Origin of the sequence: Paucimonas lemoignei (assembly GCF_004342585.1) — a bacterium.
GTDB lineage: Bacteria > Pseudomonadota > Gammaproteobacteria > Burkholderiales > Burkholderiaceae_D > Paucimonas > Paucimonas lemoignei.
In genome coordinates this window covers 143,003-164,606 of record NZ_SLZQ01000009.1, presented here as the reverse complement: position 1 = coordinate 164,606, position 21,604 = coordinate 143,003, and the positions used below count along the sequence as shown (strand labels likewise).

Below are 21,604 nucleotides of genomic sequence, written 5' to 3'. Positions count from 1 at the left end.
GCAAATGGAATCGTCGCCGCCAGCGAGGATATTTTCAGCGTCAGCAAGCCGCCGACTTCTTGCGCCCATTCCCCGGCGCCGACATAGCCCAGCACATCGGCCGCGCTCAGGTCGATGCCCACCGCAAACGAGGAAATCAAGCCGATCAGAATCGACGACACCATCGCGCCTTCGAGCGAACCCAGACCGCCGATCACCACCACCACGAACACCAGCACGCCCAGTTCCAGCGCCATGTTGGGGTTGGTGGTGTAGAACGCCCCGGCCACCGCACCGGCGAGACCCGCCAGCGCCGCGCCCACGCCGAACACGCCCATGAACACCATCGGCACGTTATGGCCGAGGGCTTCGGCCATCTTCGGGCGGTAGATCGCCGAGCGCACCACGATGCCGACGCGGGTGCGCGACAGCAGCAGGAAGACCAGGCCGAACATCAAGAGCGAGATGACGCCCATCATCAGGCGATAGAAGGGATAGTCGGTGCCGAAGAGCTGGAAGGCAGCGAAATTCAACGAGGACGGCACCTGGTAATTGACCGGATAATTGCCGAAGAACAGCTTGATGATTTCCGCGATGATGAACGACAGGCCGAAGGTCACGAGCAATTCATGCGCGTGGCCATACTTGTGCACGCGGCGCAAAAAGAAGCGCTCGACGACCACGCCGAGAAAGCCGACGATGATCGGGGCGACAATGATCGCCGGCCAAAAGCCAATCACCTTTTGCAGGCTGTAGGCCAGGTAGGCGCCGATCATGTAAAAAGAGGTATGGGCAAAGTTCAACACGCCCATCATGCCGAAAATCAGCGTCAAACCGGCCGAAACCATGAACAGCAACAAGCCGTAGATGGTGCCGTTGAGCAGCGATACGGTAAAGAATTCCATGAGCTTTTCCAGAAATTGCGGGACGCAGAGCCCCGTGCCGCGCATGGAAAACATGCGCGGCAGGACAGTCAAGTCGGTGCAGCGTCAACGCTCAACGCTACACCTGGTACAGCACCCTTAGGAGGGACGTTTCATGACGCAGCTGGATTGCACCGGGGTCGCAGCTTCTTCAGCAGAGAAACGCTTGACCGGCTTGAAGCCCATGTCGGTGCCGTCAACCTTGAACTTGGCATCCTTTGCCACGGTCGACACGATCATCGGCAGCAAAGCCTGGTGGTCGGCGGCACGCATCGACATTTCACCCACCGGGGTTTTCACCTTCGCCGTTTCCAGATTCTTGGCAAATGCGTTGACGTTCAATGCGCCTGCCTCCGGCTTGGTGCGCTTCAGGGCATCGGCAACCATCTGCATGCCGAACACGGTTTGCGGCTCGATGAATGCCGGCATATGGCCGGTCTTGGCCTTATAGTCGTTGACGAAGCGTTCGCCTTCGGCGCCACCGGCTTCCGGATTGAATGACTGAACGACATAGTGGCCGACAGCGACTTCGCCGGCGTTGGCGACGTTACCCGGCTGATCCAGGTAAACCGTCCCGAACCTGACTTTCAAACCGGCTGCGCGGGTAGCTTTCATCAACAACAGCAAGTCGTTGGACCAGTTGCCAGTCAAGACGGTGTCAGCGCCGCTGGCCTTGATCTTGGCAACGTACGGAGCGAAGTCCTGGATCTTGTTGACGTCATGCAGGGCCTTTTCCACGACCTTGTAGCCACCCGCCGCAGCATTGTCGGAAATGGCATGATCCATATCCTGGCCCCAGGAATAGTTTTGATTGATCGAATAGACCTTCGAACCAAGCACGTTCGCCTGTTTCATCGCATCGACCAGTGCCTTGGTGCGGACTTGCGCATTGCCGCCGAAACGGAAATGATGGAAATTGCACTTGTCGCCAGTTAATTCCAATGCTTCCGCGCCGACATTGATATAGACGATTTCCTTGCCTGGATTGCGCAGGTTGTGCTTGCGCACGTCTTCCGTGATTTGTCCGCCAACAGCCGACGATGCGCCTTGGACCACGATCTGCACGCCATCGGCAATCGCTGCCTTCAGTTTGTCCGAAGCGCCAGACGGGCCGCCCTGGTTATCGTAGTCGACCAGCTGGACCGGTTCGCCATTCCAGCCGCCGGTGGCGTTCATCTGGTCAACGGCATACTTGACCGCGGTGCGGTACAGCAGGCCGGTCGAAGCTTGCGGGCCCGAGAGCGTTTCCAGAACAGCGATCTTGACAGGCGCCGCGGTGGCGATGCCGGCCACAAGAGCCAGGGTCGGAGCGATTGCGAATTTTAATTGTGTGGATTTGTGCATGGTTGTCTCCAAGTTCTAATGCAGGAAGAAAAGAAAAGGGCGAAACTACTGACTACGCTTAAAGGTATTCGATGTTGCCATCGACACTGATCGCTTGTCCTGTCACGTTGCGCGCGGCAGGAGAGCTAAGGAATGCGGCCATGGCGGCCACATCATCCATGGTGACCATGCGGCGCAGGGAAATCTTGCGCAGATATTCCTCGCGCATGGCTTGAACTGAAACGCCGGTCGCTGCGGCGCGGGCACTGATGACACTGCTCATGCGTTCTCCTTCCACGACACCCGGAAGAATGGCGTTGACGCGCACTCCATGCGGGCCCAGCTCGATGGCCAGCGATTTCATGAGGCCGACGATGGCCCATTTCGTCGAGGCGTAAGGAGTGCGGAAGGCATAGCCCAGGCGGCCTGCGACCGAGCTCATGGCGATGATGCAGGGATTGGCGCTCGATTGCTTCAGCATGGGCACTGCTCTCCGCGCAAAATAAAACTGGCTGTTGAGATTGACCGATACGGTGCGATCCCATTCGTCCTGGTCAAGCTCTTCGACCGCTCCCGTAGGCCCGGCAATGCCGACATTGTTGACCAATACATCCAGCCCGCCCAATGCGCTCTGAACGTTGTCAAATACGAGGTCGACATCATCGGGCGCGGAGGCGTCAGCCATGGTGGCGCCGATACCCGGCACTTCGGCGGTCAGGCGATCCAGGGCAGCGCGGTCAATGTCGCAAACGTGAACCCGGGCACCGAGCTCGTGAAATGCGCGGGCGATTGCGGCGCCGATTCCCGAGCCGCCAGCTGTGACAAGAACCCGCAGGCCCGGCTCTGGAAGAAGTAAGGATTTGATGCTCATGATGGTTTTCTGAAATTTGATTTCACATTGGCAGTAATTTTTGCGCCATGCCGAAACATCAAGTTGGCGCTACTAGCCAAGAACTTTAGATGAGCGAGAGCCTGAAAAACATGTTTGATCCCCACACATTTACCGAACAACCAATGTGAACATGCCACTTATCCACCCGGCATTAACGCTAAACATTAACACTCGGCCTTGTTCGCTTAGTGCCCAACCCAGGCGGTCCCGCCGCTTTAGCTAAAGCTCGCCGTCCGGCTCTGCGCCCTCGGGTCGGGCATTGCCCGACTATCGACGAAAGCGCGTTTTTTATTCGAATAAATCGCAGTCAGCCCACAGGAGCGTTCATTGAAATCAATAGCGCAGCCAGCCTCCGCCGTACTTCGTCGGCTTGCTGCGGTGTCCAGGCGCGCAGCCCTTTTCCCGATTTCATGCCCAAATCCCCTTGCTTGATGAGCTGGCTCAGCGTTGGCGACGGTGTTTTGGAACAATCCAGATCAGGAAAGACAACGGCGTGCACCTCGCGGATAAGATCCAGTCCGACCAGGTCTGCGTTTTCCATGGGCCCCAGCACGGAAAGCCGCATGCCGAAGCTGTTCTTGATCACGGTGTCGATGGTTTCTGCATCACACACCCCGGCGTCAATCAAGGCGAAAGCTTCCCGCCACAAGGCATGCTGCAGTCGATTCCCAATGAATCCGGCGACATCCTGATGGACTTTTACCGGCATCTTGCCGACTGCCGCGAGGATGTCGAAACCAGTCTGAAACACGTCCTCTCTGGTATGCACGGTCCTGACCACTTCGACCAGCGGAATAAGGTGCGGCGGATTCCACCAATGCATGCCGAGCAACCTTGCGCGCGCATTCGCTTCGAGAAGCTCGCCGATCTGGGTGATCGGTATGACCGAGGTATTGCTGGCAAAAATTGCATGCTCAGGCGCCCATTTGGCGACGTCGGAAAAAATGCGCTGCTTGAGCGCCAGGAGTTCGGGAGCCGCTTCAATCACGAGATCGGCAGTCCTTACCGCCTGCGACAATTCGGCTTCGATGGCGATGTTGGCAAGCACCGGCTCGGCCTCGATATTCATTTCTGCCAGGTTGCGCGCGATATGCCTGAGCGCCGCATCCAGCGCCGCCTGGTTGGGATCGGTGAGCGTCACGCGATTGCCGGCCCGCGCAAAGACTTGTGCAATGCCATGGCCCATGAGCCCGGCGCCGATGACTGTCACGGAAAGAGCTTGTTGCATACTTGTCTCCATTTGATTTCTCCACCGGCCCGATGACCGATGCGTCAATTTTTTGCTATGGTAGTATTGGCAATCGGACAGTAGGAGGTTCCATTCGGACATGCACATATTCATCGAGGACAAACTGATTGGGAACAGACCGTGACAGTAAAACTGCCATTGCTGAATGAACGGATATACGCGCCCTACAAGATTGCAGCCCTGGTCGAGACCTTGGGTGAGCAAGGCATCTCCACAGAAGAAAGCCTTCAGGGAAGCGGCATTACCGAAGCGGAAATGTATGCCGCCGACACGCTGACATCGGTACGGCAGTATTTCGCGGTCTGCAAGAATGCCGTGCAGTTGTCGCATGATCCGGCTACTCCTTTCCAGGTCGGCATGCGCATGCACCTGTCCGCATACGGGATGTATGGCTACGCCCTGCTCTGTAGCGAAACCATCCGTGATTTTTTCGATTTGGGCGTGAAGTACCACAAGCTGGCCACACCGACCTTGGCAATTCAGTGGCGCGAAGAGCCGGGATTCGCCATCTGGTGGTTTCCCGAGAATTTCATCTCTGCGCCTTCGAAGGAGTTGCGCCAATTCCTCATCGAACAGCAACTTGCGCAGCATGTGACCCATCTTCGTGATGTGGTCAGTCCGGAATGCGTTCCGCAAAAAATCCACGTCTCGCACCCTGCTCCGCCGCACGCCGATCTTTACGAAAAATATCTGGGCTGCCCGACGTATTTTGATCAGCCGGTATCTGAAATTTATTATGACTCGTCTATTCTTGACCGCAAGCCGCAGCTCGCGCACCGCCTCACCTCCACCCTGCTGCAGGAAACCTGCGACCGCTTGATAGGACAGGCCAAGGTTTCTGCCGGCGTCGCCGGCGAGGTGTATCAGATCCTGATGCGCACTCCTGGCCAGTTTCCCGGCATGGACGAGGTTGCCGATGCCTTGCATATGACTTCCAGGACGCTGCGGCGCAAGCTCGAAGCAGAGGGCATGTCATTCGTGGAGATATTGAACGATGTCCGCTGTTCGCTCGCCACTGAATACCTTCAGACGACGAAACTGAGCACCGACGATATCGCCACCCTGCTCGGATTCAGCGATGCGGCAAACTTTCGGCAAGCTTTCAAAAAGTGGACTGGCAAAGCGCCGAGCGCCTATAGAAAATGAGCTGCAATAACTCGGCCTTGCAGCATCTTGACGGCAAGGAATTCGCTCCTTGGGCGCAAGTTTCTACAGCTCATCCCGCACCGCTTTACTCCCAATACCTGGCGCAGAGCCGACCAGTTCACGAATAGCAGATTTTCAAGCCTGACTACTCACCCAACCATATTGCAAGACAAGCATATTTGGCGAATGCCCAAATATCATCCTCGAAGAGGACAGGCGAAGAAATCGGCCGGAAATCTCTCTTCTTACCTCAGGTATAATGTAAGGTTTCACCAAATCCAAGAAATTCACCATGGAAGCCGAACGCCTCAATGCCCTTTCCGCCCTGCTGGCGGACCTCACCACCCGTGAGGCAGAACTACGGAGGTATCTTTGACTTCGCTGCGAAGTCGGAGAAACTCGAACAAGTCAACGCCGAACTGGAAGACCCCAACGTCTGGAATGACCAGAAGCGGGCCCAGGATCTCGGACGTGAAAAGAAATCCCTCGAAGCCATCGTCGTTTCGCTGACCGAAATCGAAGCCGGCCTGCGCGACGCCACCGATCTGTTCGAAATGGCGCGCGAAGAAGGCGACGACGATACCATCGTCGCTATCGAGCAGGATGCCGAAGAACTCAGGAAACGCGTCGAAGGCATGGAATTCCGCCGGATGTTCAACAATCCGATGGACCCCAACAACTGCTTCATCGATATCACCGCCGGCGCCGGCGGCACCGAAGCCCAGGACTGGGCCTCGATGATCATGCGTCAGTACCTGCGCTATTGCGAGCGCAAGGGCTTCAAGACCGAGATCCTGGAAATTTCCGAAGGCGAGGTCGCAGGCATCAAGACCGCCTCGATCAAGGTCGAAGGCGATTATGCCTATGGCTTTTTGCGCACTGAAACCGGCGTGCACCGCCTGGTGCGCAAGTCGCCGTTCGACTCGGCCAACGGTCGCCATACTTCGTTCTGCAGCCTGTTCGTCTATCCGGAAGTGGATGACTCGATCGAGATCGATATCAATCCGGCCGACGTGCGCATCGATACATACCGCGCTTCCGGCGCCGGCGGCCAGCACATCAACAAGACCGACTCCGCCGTGCGCCTGACGCACGCGCCGTCGGGCATCGTCGTGCAGTGCCAGAACGATCGCAGCCAGCATCGCAACCGCGCCGAAGCCTGGGACATGCTGAAGGCCAAACTGTACGAGCTGGAATTACGCAACCGCATGAGCGAACAGCAGAAGCTGGAAGATTCCAAGACCGATGTCGGCTGGGGCCACCAGATCCGCTCCTACGTGCTGGACCAGTCGCGCATCAAGGATTTGCGCACCGGTCATGAAGTCGGCAATACCAAGGCCGTGCTGGACGGCGACATCGACGACTTCATCGCCGCTTCGCTCAAGCAGGGTGTCTGATCCCTGCACCTTTCCGGCCATCGAACATAACAATACGCAATCATCATGACTCAGCAAAACGCTCAACAACCCGATCAGCAAGCCGCGCAACAAAACGATAGCGCCGCGCCGCAGGATGACAATTCCATCATCGCCGAGCGCCGCGCCAAGCTGGCGGCGATCCGCGAACAGGGTGTCGCCTTCCCCAATGATTTCCGCCCGCAGCACAAGGCCGCCGACCTGCAGTCGCAGTATGGCGAAACCGAACGTGAAGCGCTGGAAGCACAAGGCGTGAAGGTCTCCGTGGCCGGCCGCATGATGCTCAAACGCGTGATGGGCAAGGCATCCTTCGCCACCATCCAGGATGCTTCCGGTTCCAAGGCCGATGGCCGCATCCAGTTGTACATCAATGACGAAGCCACTGGCGCGGACGCCCATGCCGCCTTCAAGCATTACGACATGGGCGACATCCTCGGCGCGGAAGGCACGCTGTTCAAAACCAACAAGGGCGAGCTGTCGGTCAAGGTGACGAACCTGCGTCTGTTGACCAAGTCGCTGCGCCCGCTGCCGGACAAGTTCCACGGCTTGGCCGACCAGGAAACCAAGTATCGCCAGCGCTATGTCGACCTGATCATGAGCGAAGACACGCGCCGCACTTTCAAGGCGCGCACCGCCGCGATGTCGTCGATCCGCCGCTTCATGGGCGAGCACGGCTTCATGGAAGTGGAAACGCCGATGCTGCACGTGATCCCGGGCGGCGCCGCAGCCAAGCCTTTCGTCACCCATCACAATGCGCTCGACATGGAAATGTACCTGCGCATCGCCCCGGAACTGTATCTGAAGCGCCTGGTGGTGGGCGGCTTCGAGCGCGTGTTCGAAGTCAACCGCAACTTCCGCAACGAAGGCGTATCGCCGCGCCATAATCCGGAATTCACGATGATGGAATTCTATGCGGCCTACGTCGATTACAAATGGCTGATGGAATTCACCGAGCAGGTGATCCGCCAGGCCGCCATCGATGCGCACGGCACCGCCAAGCTGACTTACCAGGGGCGCGAGCTGGACCTGTCCAAGCCTTTTGAACGCCTGACCATCGTCGGTGCGATCAACAAGTACGCGCCGCACTACACCAACGAGCAGCTGCACGACGAAGCGTTCCTCAAGCAGGAATTGAAGAAGTTCGGCGTCGAGCCGCATGTCATCTCCGGCGTGGGCGCGCTGCAGTTATCGCTGTTCGAGGAAACCGCCGAAGCGCAATTGTGGGACCCGACCTACATCATCGACTATCCGGTGGAAGTCTCGCCGCTGGCGCGCGCCTCCGACACGGTGCCCGGCATCACCGAGCGCTTCGAGTTGTTCATCACTGGCCGCGAAATCGCCAACGGCTTCTCCGAGCTCAATGATGCCGAAGACCAGGCCGAGCGCTTCAGGAAGCAGGTGGCAGCCAAGGAAGCCGGCGATGACGAAGCCATGTACTACGACGCCGACTACATCCGTGCGCTGGAATACGGCATGCCTCCGACCGGCGGCTGCGGCATCGGCATCGACCGCCTGATGATGCTGATTACGGATTCGCCGAATATCCGCGACGTGATCTTGTTCCCGCATCTGCGCCGTGAAGACTGAAGATATGTTTTCGCGATAAGAAAAGGGCTGCACGGCAGCCCTTTTTTATTGACTGATTCGCCAGTCGTTACAAACCCTTACATCTGTCACCGCTTGCCGTCTATTTCCATTGAAACTTTCCTTCGATAATCAGTTCTTAGGAAGACAACTTCAACATGGATTTACACGGGAGCCTGTATGGACACCAACAACAAGCCTAATCGCATTCACCCACTGGTTGCAATCGCTGCCGTATCCGTCACGGTATTGAGCCTTGCCGGCGTAGCGGCCATCACCGGCCTGCTGCCCACCTCGCATAGCGAGAGCGGCCCTGCCAATGCGCCGGTTGCCAGCCTGATGGCACCCGCAGCCAATAGCGCCAGCGCTGCGCAAGCCGCGCCCGGCGTGTCCAGTGATAGCGCGCAAGCCAAGACTGCCGCCGACACGGCTTCGACAAAGACTCAGCTGGCAAATAACGAAGCGGAAAAACCGGCTCCCAAGGCGGCTTCCAAGACAACAACCCAGCACCGCAGCACACCCCGTCCTGCGTCGCAGAATTATTCCCAGCAAACGGCACAGGCACGCGCCATCTGCTATGACTGCGGCCGGATCGAAGCCGTTACTCCTGTCCAGGAACAGGGCCAAGGCAGCGGCGTGGGAGTGGTGGCCGGTGCAGTAGTGGGTGGTCTATTAGGCAACCAAGTCGGTGGCGGCAATGGCCGCAAGCTGGCTACCGTAGCCGGCGCAGTGGGCGGCGGCTTTGCCGGCAATGAAGTGGAAAAACGGGCCCGCGCAACTAGCAGCTATCGTGTCAGTGTCCGGATGGAAGACGGCAGCACGCGCAGCTTCAAGGAAACTACCGACAACTGGCGCGTTGGTGACCGCGTGCGCATCGTCAACGGTCAGTTGACCCTGCGCGGCTAAAAAGCAATTGGGCGGAGTGATATGAATCGCCTCCACCCAATTCAAGAATGCAGCAAACCGCGCTGCTTATTTTGCTTCCTCGATCCAGGCCATCTGGATGCCTTCGAGGATTTTTTCATTGGAGCGGTTCGGTTCGTCATCGAACCCTTCCAGACTACATACCCACTTATGCAGGTCGGTGAATCTGACCGTCAGCGGATCGATGTCGGGATACTTGTCGTACAGTTCTTCCGCAATCTGAATGGTATCGGTCCATTTCATGGTTTTCCTCCTTGGGTTGCCTATGCTGTCTTATGCGGGCACAGGCAGGATAGCGTTTAGTGATTTTCCCGGGCGTGATTGATGGTGTACTTGGGAATCTCGACCACCAGATCCTCGTCGCCCACGACCGCCTGGCAAGACAGGCGCGAGGTCGCTTCCAGGCCCCAGGCCATGTCGAGCAAATCTTCTTCTTTTTCCTCGGGCTCGTTCAGCGAATCAAAACCTTCGCGCACGACGACGTGACAAGTCGTGCAGGCGCAGGATTTTTCACAGGCATGTTCGATCTCGATATCATTTTCGAGCAGGACATCGCACACGCTCTTACCCTTTTCCGCTTCGATGACGGTGCCCTCAGGGCAAAGAGTGGCATGGGGAAGAACAACAATCTGGGGCACAATTACCTCGGTTAATTTAGTTATATGGAGTCAGCCGTTTGTTCAGGCGATCTCGTCAAGCTTCTTGCCCGACAGCGCGGCGCGCACGCTGCGATCCATTCTCCGCGCGGCGAATTCCTCGGTCCCTGCGGCAAGGTCATGGATTGCCGCCTTGATGGCGTTATGGTCCGAACCCTGCGCTACCTGACGAAGGTTCGCAAGCAAGCCATCGATGGCAGCGCGTTCTTCGTCGGACAGCAGGTTGCCGTCAGCAGTCAGCGCCGATTCGGTGGCCAGCACCAGACGGTCGGCTTCCACCTGTTCCTCGCGCAAGGCACGTGCCTGCATGTCGCTTTCCGCCGACTTGAAGGAATCCTGCAGCATCTGCGCAATCTCGTCGTCGGACAGGCCATAAGACGGCTTCACGGTGATCGAGGATTCGACACCCGAGCGCAATTCCCGCGCCGACACCGACAGCAGTCCATCGGCATCGACCTGATAGGTGACACGGATGCGCGCGGCGCCGGCTGCCATCGGCGGAATGCCATGCAACTCGAACTTCGCCAGCGAGCGGCAATCCGATACCAGCTCGCGCTCGCCCTGCACCACATGGATTGCCATCGCAGTCTGGCCATCCTTGAAGGTGGTGAATTCCTGCGCGCGAGCGCAGGGAATCGTGGAATTACGCGGAATGACTTTTTCCACCAGCCCGCCCATGGTCTCAATACCCAGCGACAGCGGAATCACGTCCAGCAGCAGCCAGTCGTCGCCCGGCGCACGGTTACCGGCCAAAAGATTCGCCTGGATCGCAGCGCCCAGCGCCACCACCTTGTCGGGGTCGATATTGGCCAGCGGCGTGGTCTTGAAAAACTCGCCGACCGCCTTGCGGATATGCGGCATGCGCGTGGCGCCGCCCACCAGCACCACGCCATCGATATCGTCATCGGTCAAACCCGAGTCACGCAAGGCTTTCTTGCATGGCTGCAGGGTCTTCTTGACCAGATGCTCGGTGATGGCATAGAAGATGTCGGTCGAGAGCGTCAGGTGCACTTCCTCGCCGCTATTGAGAACCGCATCGATCTGGGTTTCCGCCTTGGTGGACAACAGTTCCTTGGCTTCGCGGGCCTTGACCATCAGCAGGCGCGTGTCCTGGTCCGACAGCGGCGCCAGCTTGGCTTGCTCGATAATCCAGCACAGGATGCGGTGGTCGAAATCGTCGCCACCCAGGGCAGAATCGCCGCCGGTAGCCAACACCTCGAACACGCCCTTGGTGAGTTTCAAAATCGAGATATCGAAAGTGCCGCCGCCGAGGTCATACACGGCATAGATGCCTTGCGAATTGTGGTCGAGACCGTAGGCAATCGCTGCTGCGGTCGGTTCATTCAGCAGGCGCAACACATTCAGGCCAGCCAGCTTGGCGGCATCCTTGGTAGCCTGCCGCTGGGCGTCGTCGAAATAGGCCGGCACGGTAATCACTGCGCCAACCAGTTCATCGCCCAGCACGTCTTCCGCGCGCTGGCGCAATGTCGCCAGAATTTCCGCCGACACTTCCACCGGGCTTTTCACGCCCGCCACGGTCTTCAACTGGACCATGCCCGGCGTGTCGAGAAAATCGTACGGCTGGTTTTCCGCGTAAGCGATATCCTTCAGGCCGCGCCCCATGAAGCGCTTGACCGAGACGACCGTATTCTTGGGATCGGCCACCTGCGCGGCCTGCGCCTTGTAACCGATGTTCGCATGACCATTCGGCAGGTAGCGCACCACGGACGGCAGCAGCGCCCTGCCCTCATCATCGGTCAGCACTTCCGGGATGCTGCTGCGCACGGTCGCCACCAGCGAATTGGTCGTGCCCAGGTCGATCCCCACCGCCAGCCGATGCTGGTGTGGCGCGGTGGACATGCCCGGTTCGGAAATTTGCAGAAGCGCCATAAAATCAGTATTCCTTCAGTATTCCTACTCGCTGACCAGGTCGAACACCCTGGCCACTTCTTCTTCGAATTTTTCAATGAACATCATGCGCCGCACACCCTGCGCGGCAGCCTGGTAGTCGCCTGCATTCAAGGTCGCGGCAAGCGAGGCAAGCTCGCTCTTGCGCGCGGCGCGCAGTTCGCCCTCGAGATTTTCCAGTTCGCCGATGTCTTTACCGGCATGGGCATCTTCGAGCTTTTCACGCCACTCCATCTGCTGCATCAGGAATGCCGGCGGCATGGCCGTGTTGGATTCCACCTGCAAATCCACGCCATTCAGTTCGCACAGGTATTTCGCCCGCGCCAGCGGATTCTTCAGGGTTTTGTAGGCTTCGTTGGCGCGTGTCGCCCACTGCATGGCTACGCGTTTTTCGGCGCCGCTGGCACTGGCAAAGCGATCGGGATGCGCCTGGTTCTGCACTTCGTGATAGGCGCGATCCAAGGCTTCGGTATCGATCTCGAAGCGCTGCGGCAGATGAAAAAGCTCGAAGTGGTTTTGCATGATCTCTTAAAACAAAAGCCTGTCAGCAGACCAACAGGCTTCGGCAATCGCTCGGGCGGCGATGGCGCCTCGCGGCGCCACGATGTCAGATTCGGAAGCTTTCGCCGCAGCCGCACTCGTCCTTGACGTTGGGATTGCGGAACTTGAAACCTTCGTTCAAGCCTTCGCGCGCAAAGTCCAGCTCGGTGCCATCAATGTACGGCAAGCTCTTCGGATCAACAAACACCTTGATGCCGTGCGATTCAAACACCTCATCTTCGGCCGCGCTCTCATCCACGTATTCCAGCTTGTACGCCAGGCCGGAGCAACCGGTGGTGCGCACGCCGAAGCGCAGGCCGATGCCTTTGCCGCGCCGCTCAATATAACGAGAAATATGTTTCGCTGCTTTTTCCGTCAATGTGATTGCCATCTTGCTTTCCTCAAGCTATCCCCTCGTGAGGGACGCACCTTACTTTGCGCCTGTATTACGTCAATTACCTGCGCCACATCCTTACTTACGCTACTTCCTTGGACGCACCATGCTTGGCCTGGTAATCCTGCACCGCCGCCTTGATGGCGTCTTCCGCCAAAATCGAGCAGTGGATCTTTACCGGCGGCAGCGCCAGCTCTTCGGCGATCTGGGTATTCTTGATCGACAGTGCTTCGTCCAGTGTCTTGCCCTTGACCCATTCGGTCACCAGCGACGACGAGGCGATCGCCGAGCCGCAGCCATAGGTCTTGAATTTCGCATCCTGGATCACGCCATCTTCGCCGACCTTGATCTGCAGTTTCATCACGTCGCCGCAAGCCGGGGCGCCGACCATGCCGGTGCCGACCGAGTCATCGCCTTTTTCAAAAGCGCCGACGTTGCGGGGGTTTTCATAGTGGTCGAGGACCTTGTCCGAATATGCCATTTTGATGCTCCTTCTAATCTTGGTTTTTGCAGGGGGCCGAAAAATTGCGGCCTCCTGTCAGTGTGCTGCCCACTGGATCGAATTGATATCGATCCCTTCCTTGTGCATGTCCCACAGCGGCGAGAGATCACGCAGCTTGCCGACCTTTTCCTTCAGCAGCTTGACCGTGAAATCGACGTCTTCCTCGGTGGTGAAGCGGCCGATGGTGAAACGGATCGAGCTGTGCGCCAGTTCATCGCTGCGGCCTAGTGCGCGCAACACGTAGGACGGCTCCAGGCTGGCCGACGTACAAGCCGAGCCGGACGACACGGCGATATCCTTGATCGCCATGATCAGCGACTCGCCTTCGACATAGTTGAAGCTGACGTTGAGGTTGTGCGGCACGCGGTGATCCATGTCGCCGTTGATGTACACCTCTTCGATTTCCATCAAGCCCTTGGCCAGGCGGTCGCGCAATGCGCGGATGCGGGCCAGTTCGCTATCCATCTCTTCGCGGGCGATGCGGAAGGCTTCGCCCATGCCGACGATCTGGTGCGTCGCCAGGGTGCCCGAGCGCAGGCCGCGCTCATGGCCGCCACCATGCATCTGCGCTTCGATGCGCACGCGCGGCTTGCGGCGCACGTAGAGCGCACCGATACCCTTCGGGCCGTAAGTCTTGTGCGCCGAGAAAGACATCAGGTCAACCTTGGTCTTTTCGAGGTCGATCTTGACCTTGCCGGTTGCTTGCGCGGCATCGCTATGGAAAATGATGCCCTTGCTACGGCATAGCTCGCCGATTTCATCGATGGGCTGGATCACGCCAATCTCATTATTCACCAGCATGACCGACACCAGGATGGTGTCCGGGCGAATCGCCTCTTCCAGCTGCTGGATAGTGATCAGGCCATTGTCCTGCGGCTGCAGGTAAGTGGCTTCGAAACCTTCGCGTTCCAGTTCGCGCACGGTATCCAGCACAGCCTTGTGCTCGGTCTTGACCGTGATGATGTGCTTGCCCTTGGTTTTATAGAAGTGCGCCGCGCCCTTGATGGCGAGGTTGTTGGATTCGGTCGCGCCCGAAGTCCAGATGATTTCGCGCGGATCGGCATTCACCAGTTTGGCGACCTGCTCGCGCGCTTCTTCCACGGCCTTCTCGGCAGTCCAGCCATACATGTGGCTGCGCGAAGCGGGGTTGCCGAACTGCTCGCGCAGGTAGGGGATCATCTTGTCGGCCACGCGCGGGTCGATCGGCGTCGTCGCCGAGTAATCCATATAAATCGGAAAATGCGGCGCCTTGATGGTATCCAGCAGGCTTTTTTCCAGAGGGGCGTTCATTTATTCTTACTCCAATCAAACCACAACATGGGGACGCACGACGGAAACCACGTGCTGTTGCTCAGCTTTCTGTTTTTGCTGATCCACCAAATCTTTCAGGGAAACCGAATCGAGGTATTCGACCATCTTGGCATTCAAGGTCGACCACAGGTCATGCGTCATGCATTGCGTGCCGCTCTCCTGGTCCGCGCCGTGACAATTGCCCTTGCCGCCGCACTGCGTGGCGTCCAGCGGCTCGTCGACGGCGATGATGATGTCGGCCACCGTCACATCCTCGGGGCGCCGGGCGAGATTATAGCCGCCTCCCGGACCGCGCACCGACTCCACGATTTCATGCCGGCGCAGCTTGCCAAACAGTTGCTCCAGGTAGGAAAGGGAAATCTCCTGGCGACGGCTGATGGCAGCAAGCGTCACCGGACCGTTCTCCTGGCGCATGGCCAGGTCGATCATCGCGGTGACGGCAAAACGGCCTTTGGTCGTCAATCTCATCTGTCGTGTACCTCAAATACGAACATTATTTCTATGCAATCTCGGAATTTTATTGCTTTTGAGCAGTTAATATCCCGATTAGTTGAGTGTTTTGTTCGGCTATTATATCAAAGTCGACTAAAACCGTCAGGAATGTCTGGCAAGGGAAAGTTAAGGAGTAACGGGGAAATAATGAAGGTGCAATCCCCGAAGCATGGAGCCAGGATCGCGAATTACGCGGCTGCTAGCGTGCACGACAGGAGCAGCAAGGCGCGGGATAGGAATCGATGAAGTATAGAGAAATAGACTTATTGCCTTCTAAGCAGAAAGATTGCTTTCAAAGCATAAAGACTTCATTAGCCAAGCTTGACCACCATCGATTCAATTACATGGCGACAACTCTCTGCGCATCGCCTGCATGCCTGCGCCGTATCCGCCATGCCGCCTGCCTGTTCGCAGGCTTGCGCGCACAAATCGCAAATTGCAGCGCATAACTGGCAAGTCTGGTCCATAAAGGGAGAACCACGCAGCATGAAGTCGGCGGCAAACTGGCAGATTGCCGCGCAATCGGTCATGAGACGAAAGTGACCCGGTTCCAGATGAGGGCCTCCGCTTTCCTGGCTATGGCTCATCGACAGCTGCAGACAGGTGTTATGACACTTCTGGCATGCCTCGATGCATTTCTTCATTTCCGCACTGACCGGATGATGCATCTTTCTGCCCTCCAGGCTGGCTACGCCGTGCTTGATGAAGATCTCCGACCCTGGGCTAAGCGCCGGCTCGCCCTAATTGAACTTCATCTGCAGGCGAAAAAAAACCGTATAGGAAGTGGTTTTGTCACCATAGTAGGACAGGAGTTCATTCGGCATATCGCGCCGGCTTACCACCCCGCCGACGCCCAGCCTGGCCGGACCTTCCGTTTTCACTTCATACAGGTAGCCGACGCTCATCTTGTTGACGTTGTAGACCCGGTTGCGCGGACCTTCCTCGTCAAGGAACAATTCGTCATGGCCACCCCGCTCGATACGGCCGAACACCGTGTGCTGAAGGCCGAGCTGCATGGCAGTATCCAGCAAGTAGGTCGTGCTATCCGTTCCGGATGATCCTTTTCCCCTGGCGTAGGCGAGCGTTGAGTGCCAGGGATTACCTGCAAATTCATTGCGATAAGTCAGCGATGCGGTGCGGCGGCGGCTCTTCTGATCCTGGCGGAATTGGTCGGGTGTATTCAAATAGCCGCGACTCAGTTGAAACGCCCAGTTCGGCCCGAATTTATAGGCGAGCCGGCGCTTGGCGGCATCCATGCGCAGCAGTTCGGTATTGCTATTGCGGGACTGGTCGCTGTCGCGCTCCTTGAACAGCGCGCCTTCCAGTCTCAGGTTGCGCCAGGTATAACCCAACGCCGCCATGCTGGAGCCGCGATTGCGGGAATTGAGCCAGTGCACGCTCGGCCAGAAGCCCACGATGCGATGCACGTTCTCAATCGTGCCGGAATCGAACTGGACACGCGTGCCAGTCGGAGAAACCGCCGGTTCATGGCTAGCCAAATGCGACGGCACCGCGGCGAGCATATCAGCATCGATTGACTTTTCCGCGAGCGCGCTCGACACGGGCTCGTCTGCCAGGCTGCGCCCGTTTTCGTCATAGGAATCAGCCTGTGCCGGCTGCATCATCCAGGCACATGCGCATCCACATGACAGAATCGCCAATCGCATCGCATTCATCTTCACATCCCCCAATTCAACCAGGTGTCCCAGCAGTGCATACGCAAACGCCGTACCAGGAAAATCAGGACACTTGCCAAAGATGCCGGACAGCGCAGCCAGCAAGGAGAAGCGCCATAAGCGGGTGATTAAAACACCCTGCTCCCTGCCATTTTGAATGGTCAAGAGGCGCAAGTCTGTTATGCAAGCTTTACAGAAATGGCAATCTTTACAAGCCCACAACTTTCCCTTCAAGGCTTAGAGACGAAGATGGGCTGGCTAGTTACCGGACAGCGCAGCGATCCTTTGAGGGCTCACAAAGGTCTGTCCGGGCTTGAGTCTGATCAGACGCGCTTGTCGGAGGATTTCTGAAGCAGGTGCATGGGCCCGAACAAGGCTTGCATGGTGGGATTGAGAATGAAGCTCAGGTTATACGGATGCTCGGAAACCGCTTGCGGAAAATCTGGCAGCGCCGGGACCGACTTGAGCTGCTCGGCGATTTTCCCCCACAGGACAAGCGTCGGCAGCGGCTTCCCGGATTCGCCGGCATGGCGTTCCAGCGCTTCCAGCACGCATTCGAGAAACGGTTGCCACGCCTTGGCTTCCTTGAGCGGCGGCACATGCGGGCGAAATACCAGCGCTGCATTCAGCAAGAGAAAACCACGATCCGTGAGATTTTGCTGCAGTTCGGCGCGCGTCTGGATGAAATCGGAGTCCGCCGCATTGGCTTCCTGCGCGATATGCGCCATTGCGGCGCCCGAAGTATTGTCCGGTTCCAGCCGGCCATCCGCCACCAGCAAGAGCTTCATGAAATTGCGCAGCGAAGTGGCGCGATTGACCGGCTTGGACAAGCCGCTTTCCGACCACAGCGACTGCACCGCGCCATCCATGAAACAAAAGCCCGTGGCGCTTTCCGGACGCGGATAAGGCCCCTCGCCCACCAGGATGTAACGCACCGCCGGCAGGGGTTGCGCAAAGGCGGCAAACAAACGTCCTTCAGTAGGCAGATACTGGTCTTCAACCAGCGCCGGCAGGTAATCCGGATTGACTTCGGCCAGCGCTTCCAGGCCGGCGCGCAAGGCGGTCCGCCATGTTGCGTCAGCCAGGTCCAGCATGGCGAGAATCGCATCCGGAACGGCAGCATGCGACGCCGTCCCTTTCTTTATCGATTGGGCAGTTTTCCTGGCTGATGCCGAAGCGGCTGATGCATGCGCAGTCATGGTCATTTCCCCGTGATCGACACGACGTTATCGGCGCCCGGCGCGCCAAACAGGTTTTCCTTCAGGACTTGCAACTGGTCGCGCACCTTGGCCGCCTGCTCGAACTCTAGGTTCTTCGCATGATCGATCATCAGTTTTTCCAAGCGCTTGATTTCCTTGCTGATCTGCTTTTCGCTCATCGCCTCGTAATCGGTGCGGTCCTGCGCCACCTGCTGCTCCAGGCGGGCTTCGTGCGGATTGTAGACGCCATCGATGAGTTCGCGGATTTCCTTCGACACGCCGCGCGGCGTGATGCCGTGCTCCTTGTTGAAGGCAATCTGCTTGTTGCGGCGGCGTTCGGTTTCGCCGATGGCGCGCTTCATCGAATCGGTCATGCGGTCGGCATACAGGATCGCCGTGCCGTTCAAGTTACGCGCGGCGCGGCCGATGGTCTGGATCAGGCTGCGCTCGGATCGCAGGAAACCTTCCTTGTCGGCGTCGAGAATCGCCACGAGAGACACTTCCGGAATATCCAGGCCTTCTCGCAAAAGGTTGATCCCGACCAGCACATCGAAGGTACCCAAGCGCAGGTCACGGATGATTTCCACGCGCTCGACGGTATCGATATCGCTGTGCAGGTAACGCACCTTCACGCCGTTATCACCCAAGAACTCGGTCAATTGCTCGGCCATGCGCTTGGTCAGCGTCGTCACCAGCACGCGCTCATTCTTCTTGATGCGATCGGTGATCTCGGACATCAGGTCATCGACCTGACTGCTGGCTGGACGCACGATAACGATCGGGTCCACCAGGCCGGTCGGCCGCACCACTTGCTCGACCACCTGGTCGGAATGCTTGCCTTCGTAATCGGACGGCGTCGCCGATACAAAGACAGTCTGCCGCATCTTGGATTCGAATTCCTGAAATTTCAGCGGCCGGTTGTCCAGCGCCGACGGCAGGCGGAAGCCGTAATCCACGAGATTCGTCTTGCGCGCGCGGTCGCCGTTGTACATGCCGTTCAACTGCCCCAGCATGACATGCGACTCATCCAGGAACATGAGCGCATCCTGCGGCAGGTAATCCACCAACGTCGGCGGCGGCTCGCCCGGCTTGGCGCCCGACAGGTGACGAGAATAGTTCTCGATGCCCTTGGTGAACCCGATCTCGGCCATCATCTCCAGGTCGAAGCGGGTGCGCTGCTCCAGGCGCTGCTCTTCCACCAGCTTGCCCTGCGAGCGGAAGAATTCCAGCCGCTCGCGCAACTCTTCCTTGATCGACTCGATCGCGCGCAGCACGGTCGAGCGCGGCGTGACGTAATGCGAACCCGGATAGATGGTAAAGCGCGGAATCTTCTGGCGCACCTTGCCGGTCAGCGGATCGAACAACTGCAGGCTATCGATCTCGTCATCGAAGGTTTCGATGCGCAGCGCCAGTTCGGCATGCTCGGCCGGGAAGACATCGATGGTATCGCCACGCACGCGGAAAGTGCCGCGGGCGAAATCGACCTCGTTGCGCGCGTACTGCATCTGGATCAGTCGGGCGATGACATCGCGCTGGCTGACCTTGTCCTTGGCGCGCAAGGTCAAAATCATCTGGTGGTATTCGTTCGGATTACCGATACCGTAGATCGCCGAGACGGTTGCCACGATGACCACGTCGCGCCGCTCCATCAGCGACTTGGTGCACGACAGACGCATCTGCTCGATGTGCTCATTGATCGCGGAATCCTTTTCGATGAAAAGGTCGCGCTGCGGCACATAGGCTTCCGGCTGGTAGTAATCGTAATAACTGACGAAATACTCGACGGCGTTGCGCGGGAAAAATTCGCGGAATTCGCTGTAGAGCTGGGCCGCCAGCGTCTTGTTGGGAGCAAAGATGACCGCCGGCCGTCCCAGCCGGGCAATCACGTTCGCCATAGTGTAAGTTTTCCCGGAGCCGGTCACACCCAACAGGGTCTGGAATGACAAGCCATCCTCCACGCCTTCAACCAATTGCTGGATCGCCGTCGGCTGGTCGCCGGCGGGCGGAAACGGTTGGTAAAGTTGATAAGGAGAGTCCGGAAAAGTAATGATGCGGGATTCGTCGATCGCGCTGGGAACCTGGGTTAATTCAGCCATGTATGTAAGACCTTTGGTAGAATAATAGGTTGCAATTTCCGCGCGAAACCACGCAAAAATGGTTTTGCGAATTGGACAACCCTGCTGCGCCACCACCAACGCAGCCAACTTTTCATGTTATCACGATGAACGCACCTGCTTCCGCCTCCCTGTTCGGCGCCATCGAAATGGCCCCGCGCGACCCCATCCTCGGTATCACCGAAGCCTACAACGCCGACAAGAACCCCAACAAAACCAACCTCGGCGTCGGCGTCTATTACGACGACAACGGCAAGGTGCCCCTGCTGGAATGCGTGAAAAAAGCTGAAGCGCAGCTGATGGAAAAACTGGCGCCGCGCACTTACCTGCCGATCGAAGGCCTGGCAGCGTACGACAAGGCAGTGCAGGAACTGGTGTTTGGCGCCGACAGCGCCGTCATCGCCGAAAAACGCGCGGTTACCGCCCAGGCAATCGGCGGCACCGGCGCGCTCAAGCTGGGCGCCGACTTCCTGAAGCGTTTCTCGCCGAATTCGGAAGTCTGGATCAGCGACCCGTCCTGGGAAAACCACCGCGCCCTGTTCGAATCGGCCGGTTTCAAGGTCAACAACTACCCGTACTACGATGCCGCGACCCGCGGCGTGAACTTCGCCGGCATGCTGGAAGCCTTGAAAACCATGGCGGCCGGCTCCATCGTCCTGCTGCACGCCTGCTGCCACAACCCGACCGGCGCCGACCTGACGGAAGACCAGTGGACGCAAGTCATTGAAGTCATCACCCAGCGTGGCCTGGTTCCGTTCCTGGACATGGCTTACCAGGGCTTTGGCGACGGCATCGATGCTGACGGCAAGGTGGTGCGTCGCTTTGCGGACGCCGGCGGCCCGCTGTTCGTGTCGAACTCCTTCTCGAAATCGTTCTCGCTGTACGGCGAGCGCGTCGGCGCCCTGTCCATCGTCGCTGCCAGCGGCGAAGAAGCCGCCCGCGTGCTGTCGCAGCTGAAGCGCGTGGTGCGTACCAACTATTCCAACCCGCCGACCCATGGCGGCCAGGTGGTGGCCACCGTGCTGGCGACTCCCGAACTGCGCAAGCTGTGGGAAGAGGAACTGGCCGCCATGCGCGTGCGCATCAAGGAAATGCGCAAGGAGCTGGTTGAAAAGCTCAAAGCCAAGGCTCCGGGCCAGAATTTCGACTTCGTCATCCAGCAGCGCGGCATGTTCTCTTACTCCGGCCTGACCAAGGAACAAGTCCACCGTCTGCGTGACGAATTCTCAATCTATGCCGTGGATACCGGCCGTATCTGCGTGGCTGCGCTGAATTCGCGCAACATCGACGCCGTGGTCGACGCCATCGCCAAGGTGTTGTAAAAGCAAAAATTGCCCTCGGGTTTTGACAAAATCCCGAGGGCTGCTATAATCTCGC

General features: G+C 58.2%; 21 protein-coding genes. 5 read left to right on the top strand and 16 right to left on the bottom strand.

All coding sequences use genetic code 11. The features are described from left to right. The 4 genes from EDC30_RS14370 to EDC30_RS14355 form a co-directional block, all read right to left on the bottom strand. The coding region (locus EDC30_RS14370) for a branched-chain amino acid ABC transporter permease (RefSeq protein WP_132259548.1) at window positions 1-884 on the bottom strand (884 nt) is incomplete at its 3' end. A 117-nt stretch (window positions 885-1,001) separates the two neighbouring features. Beyond that, window positions 1,002-2,246, bottom strand: a complete 1,245-nt coding sequence (locus EDC30_RS14365) for a branched-chain amino acid ABC transporter substrate-binding protein (protein WP_132259538.1) — start codon at window positions 2,244-2,246, stop codon at window positions 1,002-1,004. A 58-nt stretch (window positions 2,247-2,304) separates the two neighbouring features. After that, window positions 2,305-3,096, bottom strand: a complete 792-nt coding sequence (locus EDC30_RS14360; protein ID WP_132259537.1) for an SDR family oxidoreductase — start codon at window positions 3,094-3,096, stop codon at window positions 2,305-2,307. A gap of 328 nt (window positions 3,097-3,424) precedes the next feature. Then, window positions 3,425-4,345: a 3-hydroxyacyl-CoA dehydrogenase family protein gene (locus EDC30_RS14355; RefSeq protein ID WP_132259536.1), complete on the bottom strand. Its 921-nt coding sequence runs from the start codon at window positions 4,343-4,345 to the stop codon at window positions 3,425-3,427. Between the two features lie 141 nt (window positions 4,346-4,486). Here EDC30_RS14355 and EDC30_RS14350 point away from each other — a divergent pair, with 141 nt between their 5' ends. From EDC30_RS14350 to EDC30_RS14335, 4 genes are all read left to right on the top strand, one after another. After that, a complete protein-coding gene (locus tag EDC30_RS14350; RefSeq protein ID WP_132259535.1) occupies window positions 4,487-5,512 on the top strand; it encodes an AraC family transcriptional regulator in 1,026 nt (341 codons plus the stop codon). Window positions 5,513-5,804: 292 nt separating this feature from the next. Next, a protein-coding gene (gene prfB / locus EDC30_RS14345) for a peptide chain release factor 2 (RefSeq protein WP_132259534.1) occupies window positions 5,805-6,909 on the top strand; the annotation gives its coding sequence in 2 pieces (ribosomal slippage) (window positions 5,805-5,885 and window positions 5,887-6,909; 1,104 coding nt in all). A 45-nt stretch (window positions 6,910-6,954) separates the two neighbouring features. Beyond that, complete coding sequence (gene lysS / locus EDC30_RS14340; RefSeq protein WP_132259533.1) at window positions 6,955-8,514, top strand: lysine--tRNA ligase; 1,560 nt, start codon at window positions 6,955-6,957, stop codon at window positions 8,512-8,514. A 177-nt stretch (window positions 8,515-8,691) separates the two neighbouring features. After that, complete coding sequence (locus EDC30_RS14335) at window positions 8,692-9,417, top strand: glycine zipper 2TM domain-containing protein (protein WP_132259532.1); 726 nt, start codon at window positions 8,692-8,694, stop codon at window positions 9,415-9,417. A 66-nt stretch (window positions 9,418-9,483) separates the two neighbouring features. On the opposite strand, the gene iscX is transcribed toward EDC30_RS14335, so the two are convergent. The 12 genes from iscX to uvrB form a co-directional block, all read right to left on the bottom strand. Next, a complete protein-coding gene (gene iscX, locus EDC30_RS14330) occupies window positions 9,484-9,678 on the bottom strand; it encodes a Fe-S cluster assembly protein IscX (RefSeq protein ID WP_132259531.1) in 195 nt (64 codons plus the stop codon). Between the two features lie 56 nt (window positions 9,679-9,734). Continuing rightward, entirely contained in the window at window positions 9,735-10,073 is a 339-nt protein-coding gene (gene fdx, locus EDC30_RS14325) for an ISC system 2Fe-2S type ferredoxin (RefSeq protein WP_132259530.1), read from the bottom strand. Window positions 10,074-10,115: 42 nt separating this feature from the next. Continuing rightward, the gene (hscA, locus tag EDC30_RS14320; protein ID WP_132259529.1) at window positions 10,116-11,981 is read right to left on the bottom strand and encodes a Fe-S protein assembly chaperone HscA; all 1,866 of its coding nucleotides are present in this window, start codon (window positions 11,979-11,981) and stop codon (window positions 10,116-10,118) included. Window positions 11,982-12,005: 24 nt separating this feature from the next. Next, window positions 12,006-12,521: a Fe-S protein assembly co-chaperone HscB gene (hscB, locus tag EDC30_RS14315; RefSeq protein ID WP_132259528.1), complete on the bottom strand. Its 516-nt coding sequence runs from the start codon at window positions 12,519-12,521 to the stop codon at window positions 12,006-12,008. 85 nt (window positions 12,522-12,606) lie between these two features. Continuing rightward, a complete protein-coding gene (gene iscA / locus EDC30_RS14310; protein WP_132259527.1) occupies window positions 12,607-12,930 on the bottom strand; it encodes an iron-sulfur cluster assembly protein IscA in 324 nt (107 codons plus the stop codon). A gap of 85 nt (window positions 12,931-13,015) precedes the next feature. Beyond that, window positions 13,016-13,414 carry a Fe-S cluster assembly scaffold IscU gene (iscU, locus tag EDC30_RS14305; protein WP_132259526.1) on the bottom strand — a complete coding sequence of 133 codons (399 nt, stop codon included), beginning with the start codon at window positions 13,412-13,414 and terminating at the stop codon, window positions 13,016-13,018. Window positions 13,415-13,471: 57 nt separating this feature from the next. Further along, window positions 13,472-14,725: an IscS subfamily cysteine desulfurase gene (locus EDC30_RS14300; protein WP_132259525.1), complete on the bottom strand. Its 1,254-nt coding sequence runs from the start codon at window positions 14,723-14,725 to the stop codon at window positions 13,472-13,474. 15 nt (window positions 14,726-14,740) lie between these two features. Continuing rightward, window positions 14,741-15,214, bottom strand: a complete 474-nt coding sequence (iscR, locus tag EDC30_RS14295) for a Fe-S cluster assembly transcriptional regulator IscR (RefSeq protein WP_132259524.1) — start codon at window positions 15,212-15,214, stop codon at window positions 14,741-14,743. 335 nt (window positions 15,215-15,549) lie between these two features. After that, a complete protein-coding gene (locus EDC30_RS14290) occupies window positions 15,550-15,906 on the bottom strand; it encodes a four-helix bundle copper-binding protein (protein ID WP_132259523.1) in 357 nt (118 codons plus the stop codon). Between the two features lie 72 nt (window positions 15,907-15,978). Beyond that, window positions 15,979-17,079: a hypothetical protein gene (locus EDC30_RS14285; RefSeq protein WP_132259522.1), complete on the bottom strand. Its 1,101-nt coding sequence runs from the start codon at window positions 17,077-17,079 to the stop codon at window positions 15,979-15,981. 158 nt (window positions 17,080-17,237) lie between these two features. Further along, on the bottom strand, window positions 17,238-18,008 hold the full coding sequence (locus tag EDC30_RS14280; RefSeq protein ID WP_165973833.1) for a uracil-DNA glycosylase family protein: 771 nt from the start codon (window positions 18,006-18,008) through the stop codon (window positions 17,238-17,240). 107 nt (window positions 18,009-18,115) lie between these two features. Further along, entirely contained in the window at window positions 18,116-20,209 is a 2,094-nt protein-coding gene (gene uvrB, locus EDC30_RS14275; protein ID WP_132259520.1) for an excinuclease ABC subunit UvrB, read from the bottom strand. A gap of 125 nt (window positions 20,210-20,334) precedes the next feature. On the opposite strand from uvrB, the gene EDC30_RS14270 reads away from it, so the two are divergent. After that, window positions 20,335-21,549 (top strand): amino acid aminotransferase, encoded by a 1,215-nt coding sequence (locus EDC30_RS14270; protein ID WP_132259519.1) that lies wholly within the window; start codon window positions 20,335-20,337, stop codon window positions 21,547-21,549. Window positions 21,550-21,604 lie beyond the last annotated feature (55 nt).